Genomic DNA, 14,979 nt, shown 5'->3' on the forward strand with positions numbered 1-14,979 from the left:
GTCAGCTTCCCATCACCTGCCATGCGGCAGTAATCGGTGCCGACGGTGGCAGCTTTGATCCGTCGACGGTGTATACGACGAGCTGGAAGCCAGTCGTCGTGATTTTTGCTGCCGCGAACGCCCACGCCGCCGAGCCCCCAGGCAGAGGGTCGGCACGAGAAACTATCACACTCGGCGGCGACGAGTAGGTGTGACGGAAGGATATCTGGTACGTATACGCGCTTGATCCACTCGGGGAAATATTCATCGACCCCGACTCGAAGTAGGCAAACCCCAAGGCTCCGGTTGCGGCCTTGGCGGAGTCAGCGGTCTGCTTGATAGAGGCCACATCGGCGTCTATAGCGGTAGCCAGCTTTTTGACATCGCCGGGGATATCAACCGGGTCTCCAGTCATAGGGAACGGGTAGCTGCGACTGGGTGTCGATCCTGCCATTATGATCTCCTTGTCATGGTGATTTGCCCCGATGTCACGTCGGTGCCGACGCCGACGAGGGAGGTGATATCGGCGGCCCCTGTGGCGGTGACTCCGACGCCCTGCGCGGCCCCGCTGAGGAGCTGCTGTGTGATGGCGTCGGGTAGGGTGATAGTGCGCTTTTCGCCTGGCATCCAGGATCCGACATCGACCGGACCGCCGACGGGCGTGGGCGTGTCGGCTCGCGTGGACGCCGTGTGGGCGACGAGGTGTATGGCGGCGGGGGACTCCCCCTCACCGGCGCGAATGATAGTGATCTTGGCGGAGGCGGACCCCCAGCCCGCAACAGCATCAATGTGTGCGCTGTACAGCCAGCACGCTAGTGTCGCCTCCGTGCCGGTCATGGATCCATTGATGAGCGAGTCCGAGGCGGACCATCCGCCATCCCATGTGCCCGACTCGGCGGCCAGAAGCGTGACAGTGGCGGGATCATCTGGCGGGGTCAGCACGTCTGGTAGAGCCGTGATGGCCTGCATGGGATCGCTCGGCGGAGTCTGCCAGGATATGTCGGGCGGAAGTTTTCTAGTCCACCCCCTCGTGCCGTTGGCTACGGCACCGTCGATGGTCCACTCGACAGACACGGCGCTGCCCATCGACAGGTACCCCGATCCTGGCAGGGCGGTGAAAGTGCAGGACCCTAGAGTGGGGTGGTTGGCTGTGACAGTGACATCCTGGATGGTGTTTGCGTCGGCCATGTTGAGGCTCGCGACTGTGCCGAATGTGGGCCGGTAGGCCAGTGACCTGACGACACGGATAGGGCCGACAGGCGACGACTCGACAATGACAACGTCACCGTCTTGGTGCCACCAGCCCACCATTTCGTTGACGGCATCGAGCGTCGACCCGTTGGCGACGACCGACATGATGCCGGGGCCAGCGTGATTTCCTGACACGATGCCGGTGCGCGGCATCTCGTCGGTGCGCACGGCCACAATGTCGGCGAAAATGTCAGCCATGCCACACCTTCTGCCACGGGATTTGCACAGTGAGCTTCATTTGGTCGCTATCCATTTCTGCCTTGGTGATGAGGCCGGACATGGAGTCACCGCCGGGCAGTGTGATTGCCGCCGTGTCGAGAACGTCTACGGCTGGATTGGCTGGTGCTTTGATGGCAATGTTTGCCATCCTGGATCCGCGCAGTGCGTCAAGTTTTTTCACAGCGGCCTGGGTGGCGAATGGGGTGGAGTGCACCATTTTGGAGGTTGAAATGTCTGGGATGCGCCCGAATGGGCCTCCCCACGCCAGCGGCCCGGAGCTGTCGTAGGCGGCCCCCCATATTTCGTACCGGTTTCCGGTATCGGTTTCAGCCTTGACGGCGGCCCCATTGACAAGCCCAGTGCGGGAGGCCTCGGGTGCCCAAGAGACAGCAACATCAGCGCCGACCTGATAGGTCCAGGTGATGCCCGTTCCAGCCGTGGATGAGACGAGCTGGAGAAGCCCGGCACGGTCGCACCAGATCGTGCGACCGTCGATGGCCACCAGCTGCAGGGCGGCATCGAGTTTTGTTGAGCCCCACTCCATATCCGAGGGTACCGGGGCGGTAGCCGACCAGCGGCCCAAGCGGATGTCGACCCCTTTGACGATGCGCGCCCACGCGTCCCGCACGGTCTGGGCGTGAGGTTGAACCCAGTTGGTCCACTTCTCGTCGGCGAGCTGCTGCAGCATGTCGCGGGCTGTAGGCTGGAGTGTTTGCCCGCCGGTCCACCACTGGCCGTTAGATTGCAGGATCATGACTGCCGACTCGTCGGGTCCGGCATCCTCGATACGGAAGATTCCTATAGGGATTATTTGCTGCCATGCGTCGCCGACGGACAGCATCGCCTTGATGATGAGCTGCTGTCCCCACGGTGCTAGCGGGGACAGCGGGTCTGGGCCGAAAAGCGTCGAGTCCGGGTCGGAGACGGTGGCCTTGACTTCGCGAGTGACCTGCTGGCCGTCCCATGACGCCGAGAGCGTCAGCGAGTCGACCTGGATGTGTGAGGCGAGGACGCTGCCGCCGCGCACGGAGGTGGCCAGCCAGATGAGCTGGTGGGGGGATGATAGGGCGTCATTCCATAGTGGTGATACCGGGTATCCCATCAGAAGATCCCCCGCTGCGCATCTAGATAGGTTGTCCACAGTGACGGCAGTCCGTCATATGTGGTGACGGACTGGGCTCTCGCATAGTCGGCGAGGTTTTGGTAGGTCCAGGGTGAGACGATGACCGGAAGCGTGCCCGGGTCAACCTCGTCTCCGGTGATCGTCCATGTCGTCTCCGTGTGGGCAGGATTATCGGCGTAGTCGCGCTCACGGTGCTCGCTCACACTCTGGGCTGTCATGTACAGCAGGCCGGTGCGGTGGCGGATGGCTGGGGCCCGGACGAGAATAGTGATGGATCGGCGCAGCAGGTCTTCGAATTGTTGCGCCGTGTCAAGGCCGGTGAGGCGAATGATAAGGGTGCGCTTCCCGCCAAGCTGGCGAACGCCGACGATCGCCGAGGGAAGGTTGGTGGACCAGCCAGGAGAGGACAGGGTGACAGTTTGATCGTGGCTCGTGTCGTCGTCTGTGCCTGCCATGAGGTCGACGTGAAGGGCCGAGGCGGGGTCGAGAGGATTTGACACCCAGCAGGTGTCGCAGTCGATGGTGCCGGTGTGGAAGGATGCCACCATGTTTTCAAGGTGTCCGCCGTTGGCGTTGAGGGAGAGGACCCGGTAGGTGACGTTGGTGTCAAGGGGGGCGTCCCAGTCGGTCACAAGGCCCTGGTTTCCTGCGATGATGACGTTTTCTGCGCCTCGCACAGGGGCCTCGCTGGAGCCGATAATCCGGCTGACGCGAATGTACGCGGTGCCGGAGGGGAGGTTTTTGGCCGTGATGGCCATATGTGGGGGAGTGTCGCCCCAGACGGCAGTGATGATCGTGCTCATCGGGCACTCCTTGCGAGATTGCGCGCTGTGGAGCGCTGCACAGATATGACTTTGGCTTCGACGGCTGGGCCTAGCCCGGGGACTTCGAGGACGACGCGACCGAGATTAATGTCCGGGGTGCGGGATGCGTGCGGCGAGATAGACCCTCCCGCGTATCCGGCGACGCCGAGGCGACGGCCAGTCTCCCACCAAATGTCCACTGACCGCTCACGCTTCGACGCCGCCAAAGGGATGTAGGCCTCCCCGCCGGTTTCTGGCTCAGCCCACAGTCTCGGCCCGTAGGCGATTTGGGCGGTGTGACCGCCATCGGCGTAGGCCGTGATCGTTGTCAGGCCCAGCTTTTTAGCGATGGCGTCGAGGGCCGCCGAGTTCCGGTTGAGCGCGTTGATAGCGTTACGGCCCCCAGCGAGCACGTTGCGGGCCATCTCGGTTCCGCCAGCCACCCCCATCGCAGTGAGGGTGTCGATGTTTTGCTGAGACAGTCCCATGGAGCGCAGCCGCATAATGTCAGAGCGGAATGCTGACAGTTCCTTGACGCCCTGCCCCATGGAGGCCGACCAGTCCTGCCATGATCCTCCGGCGCGATATGCGGAGGCCATCGATCGTCCCGCGCTGGCAGCGTTCTGGCCTAGGGTTTTTATGACGTCAGAGACGGCCTTGGTGGCGTCGGCCTCCTTCTGTTTCGCGTCGTTAAGACGGTCCCCTAAATCCTTGGTGTTCTTAGCGTGGCGACGCCGCGCCTCCCACCATGCCCGTGAGGCGCGTTGCCGGTCACGGGTGGCTTTGGTGGCGGCCCTCACCGCAGCATTCAATTCTGCGATGTCTCCGGTGGGGGCGTTGAGGGTGAGGTTTACGCTGGCAAGCTGGGCTCCAGTTATTCCACCGTTGGCAAACCACTGCACGGCCCCGCCGAGGCGCTGCACCGCCTGGGCGGCGATGGCGCGGGATCGGCCACGCTTTGACCTAGCGAAAGGAATGTAAGCCTCACCTTCCGTCTCAGGCTCGGCCCAGACACGGTATGTCCCCGCCTTGGCTATTTGGGCATCATGGCGCTCATAGATCCCGCCGTTAGCGTGGGCGAGAAGGCCCGCGACCGCGCCGGAGACGCCACCTACTGCGGCCCGGATCACTACCGAGCGCGTCCTAGTGAGGCGGGAAAGGGCTGATTCAGCAGCGCTTGTGTCGGCGCTAGCAGACACGGTGACATGCTTGCCATTAGTGGCGTCGGCCTGCGATTTCAGTGAGCTGATTTGCCCGGTGGCATTCGTCGCGCCAGGGGCCGACGACGGCACAAAGACCCGTTTGCCGTTGATGTTTTTCCACGCCCCATAAACGCCGTCGATCTGGGCTTTAGCCCCCACCGCTCCAGGAGCCGATGTGGGAACAAAGATTCGTTTCCCGTTGATGTTTTGCCACGCCCCGCGAACACTGGTGATTTGCGACTTCGCCGCTGCCGCACCAGGGGCTGATGTTGCAATCATGATGTGCTTACCGTCGATAGACTTTCGACGATTCTCAATCTGGTTCATTTGCCCCATGACACTGCCAGCATTGAGTAGCGCAATCGGGTGTTTGATGGGCTTCCCGTTGTCTTTCATAGCGGCGGTTTTGAATTTGTTGACCTGGTCTATGGCGGGAAGGAAGCCTTTGGTCTCGGCGATCGTGCGAACCTTGATTTGCTGATCCTTGGGGAGCCCTTTTATTTGCTGGTTGAGCTTGTCGACTTCTTTTTGGCCTCCCCCTTTCACTGTCACGATGATTCCGACTGTCTTGCCGTTGTTGGCTTTCAGGTCGTTGACGTACGTGAGCGCCTCGCTGATCCCCTTCTGCTTAGCGATAGCGAGTATTTGCACCTGCTGCGATCGTGGGAGGGTCGCTATCTTCGATCGTAGCTCGTCTATTTGCTGCGGTGTTGCCCCTTTAATGTTGAAGTCGAGGACAGCGTTTTTGACGTCAGGGATGAGGCCCAGGGAGGCGGCGAGCTGCTGCGCAGCCGGTGCCGACATTCCCATGGATTGGGCGAGCTCGATGAATTTTTGGCTCGCCGCCGCAGTTTTTGCTGCCGCCTGATCTGCTCCCATGCCCTGGTCTTCCAGATTTTTTCGGTAGGCGAGGATGCTTGAGGCGAGATCGTTGAGAGCCTTCTGGTTGTTTCGGCCTTTCTCGGTATTAAGGTCGAGGTTTCGCCCATTCTCTTTCAAGGCTTTGGTGGCGTCTGCCATGCCCTGATACATGCCGATTTGGGATCCGGAGAGTTTCAGCTGGGCGGACGCGTAATCGCTGAGAGACTTGGTAACATTCTCGTACGCTTGGGCGAGCTGCCCGGCAACATCGACTTGGGCTTTCATCGAGTTGGCGGCCTGTTGGCCAGCCTTCCCAGATTTTCCTTGCGCAGCTTCGGCCCTAGTGATGGCTGCAGGAACTTTCCCGCCAACCCAGTCCGCATAGTCTTTCGCGGATAGTGAGGTGACGCCGAGACTGCGGGCCTGCTCTTCGAGCATGGCGTGAAGCCGTGGCATGTGCTCGATCATTTCCGAGGTTCCGGTGCCGTTGCGGCGCAGTTCGGCGTCGAGCTGGTGCCACGCGGCCGCCCGCTGGTCGGGCCTCATTTTCGCCAGCTGCTCATCGAGGGCACCGAAACGCTCATTCAACGTTTCGGCATTGCTCTTAGTGCCCATTATTCCGTTGGATATCTGGTTAAATCCATCGCTGATACGGTGCCAAGTGGAGCCGTCGTTGAGATATTTCAGGCCAGAGGAAAGATCATTGACGCCATCGGCGGACCACTTAAACGAGTGATTAATTTGGTCCATGGACGATGCGACTTTTTGGGCCGACCCAGATGCTAGGCCATTGAGGGCTGCGCTAGCCTGAGACGCCGACAAGGCGAATGAATCAACGATCTGCTGTGCGCCCTGCATTGCCGCACCGAGCGCGACGACGCCGCCCGTGGCCAATGCGGCTGCACCCTTGATGCCGCCCACCTTAGACAGCGCTCTTCCGGTGCGGGTTCCGGACTGCTCGGCTGCGGATGCGAGCGCCGAGAAGCTCTGCGACGCGGTAACGACAGCAGACTTGACTGCCGAGAATGCCGTTTTTGCGGCCCGGATAGCTGAAACAACTTTCGCTATCCCGACGGCTGCCGCCCCTAGCCCGATCAGGGCTGCCGCGACACCGGCGATACCCTGCGCCGCGCCAGCGTTGCGCTGGACGACACCGGCCAGCGCGGCCAGCTTGTCGACGATACTTTTGAGCGGCCCCTGCGAGCTCTCGCCGAGCGTAATGAACGCGTTTGTCCATGATGCCTTCAGCTTGGCGAGGGATCCGGCGAGATTGTCTTGCATAGCGGTGGCGGTTTGCATCGCGGCACCAGACTTGCCGACGTTTTTCGCCCAGTCGGCGGCCGTGTTGGCACCATCCTTGTAGAGGATGGAGGCGGCGCGCACCGCGTCGGAGCCGAAGATCGTCGCCAGTGCGGCGTTGCGCTGGGACTCGGACAGGTGCGACATGGATTGGCGCAGCTGTCCTGCGATGCCGTCGAGGCCCACGAAATGACCCTGCGCGTCGTAGACGTGAATGCCCAGCTGCGACATCACCTGGGAGGCCTGAGTGGACGGGGCCGCAAGCTTTTGCAGCATCGTTTTCAGGGAGGTGCCAGCGTCGGAGCCCATGAGCCCAGCGTTGGCGAACTCGGCCAGCGCGCCCACTGTCTGATCTAGGCTCATTCCCATTTGCGAGGCGACCATGCCGCCCTGCGACAGGGCCATGGCTAAATCCTTGACGTCGCCTTGGGCCATGTTTGCACCGTTGGATAGCACGTCGGCGACGTGGCCCACATCCTTGCCGGATAGCCCGAACTGTGTCATCGCCGACGATGCTGTTTCCGCAGCCTGCCCCACATCCATTTCGCCTGCGGCGGCCAGGGATAGGGCCCCCTGCAGACCTCCTCCGAGAATGTCTGAGGCTGATACGCCAGCCTTGGCGAGCGCCTCGACTGCCCCCATGGCCTGCGTGCCTGACACGCCGAATGTTCCGGCCATGGACATGGCTTGCGTTTTGAGCTGCTCTAGCTGGGCCCCGGTGACAGCGCCGGTCGATTTGACGCGTGAGACCGCCTGATCAAAATCTGCTGCCGCTTTGACGGGTGCAGAGAACGCGGCGGCCAGCCCGACAGCGCCGACCGCCCCCGTCGCCATTTGCCCGACGAGGCCGCTCACATGGGGGGTGGCACCCTGGAGCTTAGCGCCGAAGGCTTCTGTTGCTGTCGCGGCGCGCGTCAGGCCCGTCATGAACCCCTGCACGTCGGCTTTGAGTCTGACGGCTACCGTGCGGTCACCCATGCGTACCTCCTTGTGCGGCGTCGTTGAGCATTTGTGCGAGTTCTGTCATCTCTGATCGTGTGCCGTGAACCCATCGTCTCGACCGTTCCGGGTTGGCGGTGGCGTCACGGTTGCCGTCACGGCGCGCCTGCTCTGCCTGGTCGCGGTCGAGGGCCTCCAGGGACGGGCACGTGATGGCCACGCCTGTGTAGTCGGCTGCCGTTGTCCCCTCATGCTCGGAGAGGGGTCGCCCGCATCCTGGGCAGCACGTGGCCTCGTAGGCGTCGAGGGCGTCGATGATGGCGCGATCCTCGGGGGTCCATCCTGGCGTCTCGCCCCCCCAGTACTGGCTCGGCGTGACCCCCCACTCGCGGGCGTGAGTGATGTCGCGACGCACCTGAGGGTCGGCGACAGCCCTCCTCAGAAAGGGATGTTTTGGCCTGCCGTGCAGGCTTCGATGGCGGCACCGTAGATGGGCGACAGGAGGCCTATGGGTAGCGCTTTGAGGAGGCTCTCGGCGGCGTTCTTGTCGATGTCGGTGGGGTCGCCGTCGACGGTTGTCACCGCTGACAGGCAGCGCAGCGGAAGATTAATGTTTTGCCACTGCTGGCGTTGGTCTTTGGGGCGGGCATCGGATTCTGCGATGATCTTGGAGAATTCGCTGGATGATAGCCCCGACAGCACGAATCGGATGGTTTTGTCTCGGGCCTGGCTGGTGAGCGTGTCGAGACGCTTCTGTGCGGCCTTGAGGTCGCGTCGTGCCGAGGCTAGCGGCGTTGCTTTCCCGATGCGGCCAGAGTCGTTGTCGCCGTCAGTGTTTTCGGCGTCGTCGACGGCTGATTGTGCGAGTGCTACGGCGGTTTGCGCCTCGTCGATGGCTGCCGCGAGTTCGGGGTCTAGACATAGGTCTGCGTGCCTGGTGACGCGGTGCTCTCCGGCCACGTATTCGGCGATTTGGCGGCGCCAGTCGATTTTCTGGGTGTCTGTCACTGCGTGCTCCTCAATGTGTATGCCAGTCCTGCAATGGGTGGGGTGGGCGACGGAGAGGACCGGCACACACGGAGCCGCCGCCCACCGGATCAGGGGTTAGGAGCCCGCTACGACGCCCTTGAGGGTGCGATCTTGGACAGACCATCCGACGTTCATGACGAACAGTTCGCCGTCTGAGGTCGTAATGTCGCCGGGCTCCTTCTTTTTGACCGTCACCTGCCAGGCGTAGTAGCGCTGGCCGGAGGCGATATCGGTGTCAGGGGACAGGTGCGGGAATTCGACAATGTACCCGTGCACGCCAGGCTCTAGACTGTCGATGAAAGCGTCAGGCTTCTGCGGGTCATCAATGATGATGTCAAGATCGTCGATCGCGTATGTGATCGGCCCGGGGCGTTTCTTTGCGTTGCGGGAGCAGATGCGCTTATCCTCTGATTCGGATGCGTCGGATTTGTTTGAGAACTTGGTGAGGGCGCACGTGAACGCTGTTCCCGCGTTGAGTTCAGCCACGGTGGCGGCTTCGATCTTGGCGAGCGAGGGGACCCACACGAATTTCGAGTCCTGAATGGTCTCAATTCCGGCGGGATTATAAACGGTGATGGACATGATTATTTCTCCTCTGTGTTGGCAGGTTTGGCGGGCTGTGTGCCACCGAGCGGCTTCCTCGGCACGGTTGGGAGTGGCCGCCCTTGTCGGTCTACGGCCTCCGCGTCGATGATTTTCGCCCCCTTGGGGATGGTGTCGGCGGGTACGGTGCGCACACAGAGCGGCTCGGATATGCGAACCCAGTCGGTCATGGTGTTCTCCTTGCGGTGAGGGTGAATGTTTGCGTGCAAGACCAGCGGTAGTTGGATGGGTCGTTGCGGTCCTCGAGGACTGGTCCGGTGTCGCGGTGCGTCAGGCGGTATCCGTCGATGCGTAGCCCGTCGAGGATGTCGCGGGCCTTGGTGGCGAGGAGTCTGCACCCGGCTGGATTGTTGTTGACGGTCATGATGCGCACTGGGATGGTGGCGAGTGGGCGGGACCCCAGCGTGGTGGACAGCGTGCCAGGGTCGGCGTCGACGAGCAGCCATGGTTCTTGAGGGGCGTCGGAGACGCGTGAGTCGAGGACGGTTGGGCACACTGTCTCGAGGGCGTCCATGATGGGGGCGGTCGGGTCACTCATCGAGCACACCTGCCGCTATCTGCTCCATGGCGGCGACGAATCCCGGCTCTGCGGCGTCGACTGCCGGTCCCATGAATGGGTGAGCCTCCATGCGTGATGTGCCCCACTCCTGGTAGGGGGCGTAGGCGACGGTGGGGCCGATGACGGCTGACATGCCCCCACCGGTGATTGTTGAGCCGATGCTGGCGCGCAGTGCGCCGGTGTCGACGGGGGCGAACTGCTTAGCCTTGGACTCGATGTCGAAGGCCGTTTTCCTGATGGCCTGCTGGGCTTTGCGGGTGCCTCTGATCCCGGCCTTGCCGAGGTTGGCGGCGAGGCGATTCAGCTGTGAGGTGTCGACGGTGAATGCCATGTGCGTGTCACGTGGGCCCTTCTGGTGATAGCCCAGCCTTGACGTTCCACGTCGCCGACGTACCAGGTGCCCGTGTTGCGCGGGTCGAGGCTGGAGGTGACGGTGACGCGGTCGCCTTCGCGGATGTCGGCGTCGAGGCTGGTCTTGAGGATGTGGTCGACGACGCGGATGGGCTCGTCTGCTGATGCGGTGTCGCGGGCCTGCAGGGTTGATTGCTGTTGTAGCAGGGCGGGGATGGCGGCGGCGACTGTGTCCCATTCTTGGTGCTCGTCGCCAAGGTCGCCTACGGTGACTGGCCCTGGGCGCTCTACGGTGATGGTGTCGGTGAGGGTTTGCGCGTGGAGGGCGCGGGCGGTGTCGATGGCTTGTGTCAGGTCCATGATGCGTCACCCCAGTCGCGGTACAGGTCGGTTGTGGGCCGGTAGGTGCGTGGCTGACCAACCTCGATGAGAGTAAAACCTCCCTGGTGGGTGTCGGCCCAGATGCGGGAGCGTCGACGCCAGGTGTTGGCGGTGGAGGCCCAGTCTTTGGGGGCGATGACCATGGTGGTGCCCTCGGAGGTGACGTGGGTGAGTTGGTCGCCTGCCAGGGACGCCGCCAGCATTGCCGCCTCGGCGGCAGCCCACCACTGGTCGTAGGTGGGCTGCCAGTCGGGGTCGCCGGGCAGGCGTCCGTGATCGTCGGGGATGGCTGACCCGTCGACGCACTCGGAGATCTGGTCTTGGCTAATGGCGTTGCCGAGGAGCCCGGTCACGTGCAGTATTGCGAGGTTTTTGTCCACTGTCGGGCTCCTTTCGCGTCCATCCGAGTTTGGCTGCCAGATCTGGGGGGCAGGTGACCTTCGTTCCGCCTGGCGTTACGAAGGTCACCTTTGCTTCACTCATGCGGCGTTGGTGAGCTTGACGAACTGCTCGGGGTCGGTGATGAGGCAGCCGTATTCGGCTTCGGCGAGGATGCCGACGAGGTTGTTTTGCCACAGGGGGATGATTTCCCCGTTGAGCTTGACGGTGGCCTCGGTTGATACCGAGTAGGTGATTCCGCCGACCTGGCCCCAGACAATCTTGGACCAGTCCCCGCCGTAGCCGACTACGCTCTTACGATCGGAGGTGGCGACACCATCGCCGACGAACGCTGGACGGCCCAGCAGGCGGGCGGAGGCGAGGGCGTTATCGCTGTAGACAGGCTCAGCGAGGAGCGGGCGTCCGGTGGTGTCGTAGGAACCGTTAAGCAGCGGTTCTGCAGTGGAGTCGAATGCCCAACCGGTGAGCTTCTTGCCCTCGGCGACCATGAGCTGAATGGCAGTATTTGCGTCACCGTAGATGCCACCGTGGGCGGCGTCGGCGGTGCCAAGCTCGACGGCCTTCTTGGTCTCGTCGAGGTTGTGGGCGAACGGCGAGCTGGTGCCGTGCAGGACGGCGGCATCGAAGGCTACAGCGAAAGCCTCGGCGATGTCAGTCTTAAACATGTTGACATAGTTGGCAGGGTTGGCGCGCACAACCTCAGCAGAGACGACGGCGATAGCGGCAATCTTCTTGGGCTCCATCTTCAGCAGCCCGACCTCGCCCTTAGTGACGGGTTTCTCGCCCGCCTCGGCGACCCACCCGGCGGTGGGCTTGGAGGTGACAATCGGGACGGTCTCTCCGGAGATACCCAGCGGAACCTTACGGGCGAGCTGCTGGACAACGGAACGCTTGGCGGCCTCGTCGAAGAACGCTTGGGCCATGTGCGGCTGGAGATAGCCGGAAAAATCGGTTGTTTTGGTGGGTGCGGTGACAGTCACGGGGGCTCCTTATTAGGCGTGGCGTCGCCCGACGGCCGCCGTGAGGGCGGCTGCAATCGGGTCGAGGGGGGCTGACGGTGTTGCTGGGGTGTTGAGGTCGCGTACGCCTGCACCTGCTGGCTTCGTCTTGAAGCGGGGGTGGTCTTCGACGAACTGGTTAATGGTGGCGGCGATGTTATCCGGCGTCGCGTCGGAGACGGCCTTACGGAAAGAGGTGGAGTCGAGGAGGGCTTCCCGGTCGACTCCGTCAGGCATGGACTGCCAGACGGCAAGCTGTAGCTGTGCCGCCTTGGTTTCCGCCTGGGCTTGGGCGAGCTGCTCGGTGAGCTGCTCAGGGGTGGGCGTCTCGCCCTGGTCGATTCCGAGGGCGGCGGCGAGGCCGTCGCGCAACTGGAAGAATTGAGCTTCGAGCTCCTGGCGCTTGTCGCGTTCGCGGGCCAGGTCTTCTAGGACTGCTTTCTTGGAGCCACGGCCTTCTGTCTGCGGCGTCTCGCCTGCGTCGACAGTGGTGCCCTGGCTGTCACCAATCTTAGCAGAATCGTTGGCATCCTCGTCGGTGCCGGAGTTTTCGGCGGTGTCATCCATCTCGGATGTCCTTTCTTCTAGTCGTTTTGGATTGGGCCGACATGCCAGGAGTCGCGCCAGTCTTGGCGTAGGCGTCCGTGCTCGTCGCGTGACCAGTGTGTTTTGCGCACCGTCCAGTCCTGGGGCGGGTAGTTGCCCGCCTTCCATGCGGCTAGCCGTTTCGGCCCCATCACGCGCTCTTGCACATCTTCGGGCTGCTTTTTGAGCCATTTGACGCCGTCGCCTGGCCTGATAGCGGTTCCCGGTTCTGGGATGTCGTTGACCCCTAGCTGGGCCCATGGTTTGGTGACCGGGATGCCGGTGCAGCGGCCTTGGTGGTGGTCGAGGGGGCCGGGCTCGTCGAGGGGGTGGATGCTGCCGTGTTGGGCGAGACATGACGGGCAGGTTCGTCCAGTGAGTGTGGCGCACCACATCCAGCCCGAGAGCACGTCACGGTTGGCGGTGTAGGTCTGGTGTGCGGCGGCCCGGTAGGCGTCGAGCTGCTCGGTGCGGGCGATGACGAGAGCGCGGGCGAGTCCCCCCTCGAAGTTGCCTTGAACTGCGCGCACCATATGTGCGGCGACTTGGCGTGGGTTGCGGCCTAGGGTGACGCCGACGGCGATGGCGTGCTTCATAGCGTCGGTGGCGGAGGCGTTGAGGTACCAGTGACGCACAGTGATCTGCTGGAGTGTGCGCCGGATGATTGCGTCGATTTGGCTGGCGTCAACGGAGACGAGGTTGACGGTGTAGCCGGGGGGTAGCTGCGTGGCGATGAGCGCCGTCTGGTCGGATGCGGCCTGCCCTATGAGGCGGCGGGAGATTTCTGCTGCCGTGCGATTTGATTCTGCGAGGCAGTCGGTGAGCCCGTCGGATGCGATGGCGAGGGCGTCTCTGGCCTTGATGCTGCGGATCGCGGCGGTGACTTTCTCGTCGTCGTCGAGTTGGGCCAGAGCGAGGGTGGCGGTCCGCAGCTCGGATTCGATGGCATCCCAAGTGGCAGCCCAGCGGGATGCGAGACGACGGGTTTGCTCATCCTGGATGCGGTCGATCAGGCGACGCTGGCGCAGCAGCTCGGCGAGGGTGCGCTGGTTAGCTGTCATAGCCGATGGCACCGGTCATGAGGGCGCGCCCGGCGGCCTGCGCCGACTGTGCTGCAGTGTCGCTGGCCCGCTGGACGACACCGTCAGGGTCTGGCTCGTCGAGGTCGTGGACAATGTCGACGAGAGCGTATCCGAGCTGCTGCTTAGCCTGGGCGACCTGGAGTTGCTCGATGGGGTCGAGGGGCATGGGTTCGGCCCACTGGATGCCAGGTTCGACGCCGAGGAGCTGCAGGAGCCCGTTCCATACGGGTTCGGCGTCGCGCTGCCAGGCTTTGATGGTTGCGGTTCGCCTGGCGGAGAGGATGCGCAGGGCCTCCCCAGATGGTACGTCGCCGGTGGATTGGGACAGGTAGTGGTAGGGGATGCCGACAACGCGGGCGATTTTCGCGGCGAAGGCGTCTTGCACTTTGAGGAGCGGGGTGAGGTCTGGCGGGTCGAATCGTAGCAGCGGGCCGGGGCCGTTGGTGGCCCAGAACTGCTGCTTGTCTGGGTCAATGCGCCGTTCCTGCTGGGGTTGGGCGGGGGCGTAGGGGTTGCGAATGTCGCTCACATCATGGTTGAGAAGAGCATAGAAGGGGCGTGCGTAGGTTTCGGTGGTGATGATCAGATCGGCCAGAGTTTTGTTGAGAGCATCCTGGAGGGGGATGACGTCAGTGAGGACGGAGTTCCCGTGGCTCATGTGATCGTCTGGGTCGCGTTTCCACCAGCAGACGGGGACGGTGCCAAACTGGTGGGCGATAATGGGTCCGTCGTTGTCGGTGCAGCCGGTCCATGCATCGCCGTTGGCTGGCATTTCTCCGGCGAGACGCTGCTTGGTGATCCAGCGTTCCAGCCGGTCGGGGTAGTACAGGTTGACCCGGCCGTATTCGTTGTCGGCCCAGATGCGGGCCGCCCATGCCAGCTGTGATGTGTCGTCGGGGTCGGGTTGAGCGGCCATGGTGGTTGGGTCGCAGAAAGTTGGTGTGAGCCCGTTGGGGCCGGGCCAGACGATGGCGTAGGCGTCGCCGTAGATAAATCCTGCCCTGTCGATGAATCCTTCGAGGCGGGATAGTCCGTGGGTTTTCGCGGTGCCGTCGTTGTCGTGGCCGTCGCCGGTGGTGGTCCACTGCTGGATGGCGATGCCGTCGGTGAATGCTGTGACGGCGGCGGGGCACAGGTTTTCGCGCAGCGACATGACCGTGTCGGTGAGGAGTTTTTGTGCCTGCTTGTCCTGGAAGTCGCGCGAGGCGAACTGCAGCTGGTGCCTGCCGCGATAGTAGTCGTGGAGGAGGCGGTATGCGTCACGGCTGTCGGCCCATTGGGTGATGGCGTCTGTGAGGATGCTCATGGGCCATGTG

The 14,979-nt window shown here is 63.0% G+C and carries 17 protein-coding genes; all 17 read right to left on the minus strand.

The genetic code is table 11. From position 1 onward, the window contains the following. Position 1: 1 nt before the first annotated feature. On the minus strand, positions 2-433 hold the full coding sequence (locus FYJ43_RS04225; protein ID WP_154562390.1) for an H-type lectin domain-containing protein: 432 nt from the start codon (positions 431-433) through the stop codon (positions 2-4). Then, positions 433-1,428, minus strand: coding sequence for a hypothetical protein (locus FYJ43_RS04230; protein WP_154562392.1), 996 nt, complete (start codon positions 1,426-1,428; stop codon positions 433-435). The genes FYJ43_RS04225 and FYJ43_RS04230 overlap by 1 nt, the downstream gene beginning before the upstream one ends. Beyond that, complete coding sequence (locus tag FYJ43_RS04235; RefSeq protein WP_154562394.1) at positions 1,421-2,551, minus strand: hypothetical protein; 1,131 nt, start codon at positions 2,549-2,551, stop codon at positions 1,421-1,423. The genes FYJ43_RS04230 and FYJ43_RS04235 overlap by 8 nt, the downstream gene beginning before the upstream one ends. Further along, positions 2,551-3,375, minus strand: coding sequence for a hypothetical protein (locus tag FYJ43_RS04240; RefSeq protein WP_154562396.1), 825 nt, complete (start codon positions 3,373-3,375; stop codon positions 2,551-2,553). The genes FYJ43_RS04235 and FYJ43_RS04240 overlap by 1 nt, the downstream gene beginning before the upstream one ends. Next, the gene (locus tag FYJ43_RS04245) at positions 3,372-7,715 is read right to left on the minus strand and encodes a phage tail tape measure protein (protein WP_154562398.1); all 4,344 of its coding nucleotides are present in this window, start codon (positions 7,713-7,715) and stop codon (positions 3,372-3,374) included. The genes FYJ43_RS04240 and FYJ43_RS04245 overlap by 4 nt, the downstream gene beginning before the upstream one ends. Next, complete coding sequence (locus FYJ43_RS04250; RefSeq protein WP_154562400.1) at positions 7,708-8,091, minus strand: hypothetical protein; 384 nt, start codon at positions 8,089-8,091, stop codon at positions 7,708-7,710. Before FYJ43_RS04250 ends, FYJ43_RS04245 begins: the two co-directional genes overlap by 8 nt. 23 nt (positions 8,092-8,114) lie before the next feature. After that, on the minus strand, positions 8,115-8,684 hold the full coding sequence (locus FYJ43_RS04255) for a hypothetical protein (protein WP_154562402.1): 570 nt from the start codon (positions 8,682-8,684) through the stop codon (positions 8,115-8,117). A 96-nt stretch (positions 8,685-8,780) separates the two neighbouring features. Further along, positions 8,781-9,287: a phage tail tube protein gene (locus FYJ43_RS04260; protein WP_154562404.1), complete on the minus strand. Its 507-nt coding sequence runs from the start codon at positions 9,285-9,287 to the stop codon at positions 8,781-8,783. Between the two features lie 2 nt (positions 9,288-9,289). Continuing rightward, a complete protein-coding gene (locus FYJ43_RS04265; RefSeq protein WP_154562406.1) occupies positions 9,290-9,478 on the minus strand; it encodes a hypothetical protein in 189 nt (62 codons plus the stop codon). Beyond that, the gene (locus tag FYJ43_RS04270; RefSeq protein ID WP_154562408.1) at positions 9,475-9,846 is read right to left on the minus strand and encodes a hypothetical protein; all 372 of its coding nucleotides are present in this window, start codon (positions 9,844-9,846) and stop codon (positions 9,475-9,477) included. Before FYJ43_RS04270 ends, FYJ43_RS04265 begins: the two co-directional genes overlap by 4 nt. Further along, entirely contained in the window at positions 9,839-10,198 is a 360-nt protein-coding gene (locus tag FYJ43_RS12010; RefSeq protein WP_195839899.1) for an HK97-gp10 family putative phage morphogenesis protein, read from the minus strand. The genes FYJ43_RS04270 and FYJ43_RS12010 overlap by 8 nt, the downstream gene beginning before the upstream one ends. Then, the gene (locus tag FYJ43_RS12015) at positions 10,168-10,578 is read right to left on the minus strand and encodes a DUF6093 family protein (RefSeq protein WP_195839900.1); all 411 of its coding nucleotides are present in this window, start codon (positions 10,576-10,578) and stop codon (positions 10,168-10,170) included. The genes FYJ43_RS12010 and FYJ43_RS12015 overlap by 31 nt, the downstream gene beginning before the upstream one ends. Next, positions 10,569-10,979, minus strand: coding sequence for a hypothetical protein (locus FYJ43_RS04280; RefSeq protein WP_154562412.1), 411 nt, complete (start codon positions 10,977-10,979; stop codon positions 10,569-10,571). Before FYJ43_RS04280 ends, FYJ43_RS12015 begins: the two co-directional genes overlap by 10 nt. A 99-nt stretch (positions 10,980-11,078) precedes the next feature. Then, positions 11,079-11,978, minus strand: a complete 900-nt coding sequence (locus tag FYJ43_RS04285; protein WP_154562414.1) for a phage major capsid protein — start codon at positions 11,976-11,978, stop codon at positions 11,079-11,081. Positions 11,979-11,990: 12 nt separating this feature from the next. After that, positions 11,991-12,563 (minus strand): hypothetical protein, encoded by a 573-nt coding sequence (locus tag FYJ43_RS04290; RefSeq protein WP_154562416.1) that lies wholly within the window; start codon positions 12,561-12,563, stop codon positions 11,991-11,993. Positions 12,564-12,580: 17 nt separating this feature from the next. Then, a complete protein-coding gene (locus tag FYJ43_RS04295) occupies positions 12,581-13,642 on the minus strand; it encodes a phage minor head protein (protein WP_154562418.1) in 1,062 nt (353 codons plus the stop codon). Next, positions 13,632-14,969: a phage portal protein gene (locus FYJ43_RS04300; RefSeq protein WP_154562420.1), complete on the minus strand. Its 1,338-nt coding sequence runs from the start codon at positions 14,967-14,969 to the stop codon at positions 13,632-13,634. The genes FYJ43_RS04295 and FYJ43_RS04300 overlap by 11 nt, the downstream gene beginning before the upstream one ends. Between the last annotated feature and the right edge of the window lie 10 nt (positions 14,970-14,979).

Origin of the sequence: Cutibacterium porci (assembly GCF_009696315.1) — a bacterium.
GTDB lineage: Bacteria > Actinomycetota > Actinomycetes > Propionibacteriales > Propionibacteriaceae > Cutibacterium > Cutibacterium porci.

Bases quoted from the DNA above. Each gene is read 5' to 3' on its own strand.
- FYJ43_RS12015 (WP_195839900.1), bottom strand. From the start codon at position 10,578: ATGGACCTGACACAAGCCATCGACACCGCCCGCGCCCTCCACGCGCAA.
- FYJ43_RS04230 (WP_154562392.1), bottom strand. From the start codon at position 1,428: ATGGCTGACATTTTCGCCGACATTGTGGCCGTGCGCACCGACGAGATG.
- FYJ43_RS04290 (WP_154562416.1), bottom strand. From the start codon at position 12,563: ATGGATGACACCGCCGAAAACTCCGGCACCGACGAGGATGCCAACGAT.
- FYJ43_RS04260 (WP_154562404.1), bottom strand. From the start codon at position 9,287: ATGTCCATCACCGTTTATAATCCCGCCGGAATTGAGACCATTCAGGAC.
- FYJ43_RS04270 (WP_154562408.1), bottom strand. From the start codon at position 9,846: ATGAGTGACCCGACCGCCCCCATCATGGACGCCCTCGAGACAGTGTGC.
- FYJ43_RS04240 (WP_154562396.1), bottom strand. From the start codon at position 3,375: ATGAGCACGATCATCACTGCCGTCTGGGGCGACACTCCCCCACATATG.
- FYJ43_RS04265 (WP_154562406.1), bottom strand. From the start codon at position 9,478: ATGACCGACTGGGTTCGCATATCCGAGCCGCTCTGTGTGCGCACCGTA.
- FYJ43_RS04235 (WP_154562394.1), bottom strand. From the start codon at position 2,551: ATGGGATACCCGGTATCACCACTATGGAATGACGCCCTATCATCCCCC.
- FYJ43_RS12010 (WP_195839899.1), bottom strand. From the start codon at position 10,198: ATGGCATTCACCGTCGACACCTCACAGCTGAATCGCCTCGCCGCCAAC.
- FYJ43_RS04225 (WP_154562390.1), bottom strand. From the start codon at position 433: ATGGCAGGATCGACACCCAGTCGCAGCTACCCGTTCCCTATGACTGGA.
- FYJ43_RS04300 (WP_154562420.1), bottom strand. From the start codon at position 14,969: ATGAGCATCCTCACAGACGCCATCACCCAATGGGCCGACAGCCGTGAC.
- FYJ43_RS04245 (WP_154562398.1), bottom strand. From the start codon at position 7,715: ATGGGTGACCGCACGGTAGCCGTCAGACTCAAAGCCGACGTGCAGGGG.
- FYJ43_RS04295 (WP_154562418.1), bottom strand. From the start codon at position 13,642: ATGACAGCTAACCAGCGCACCCTCGCCGAGCTGCTGCGCCAGCGTCGC.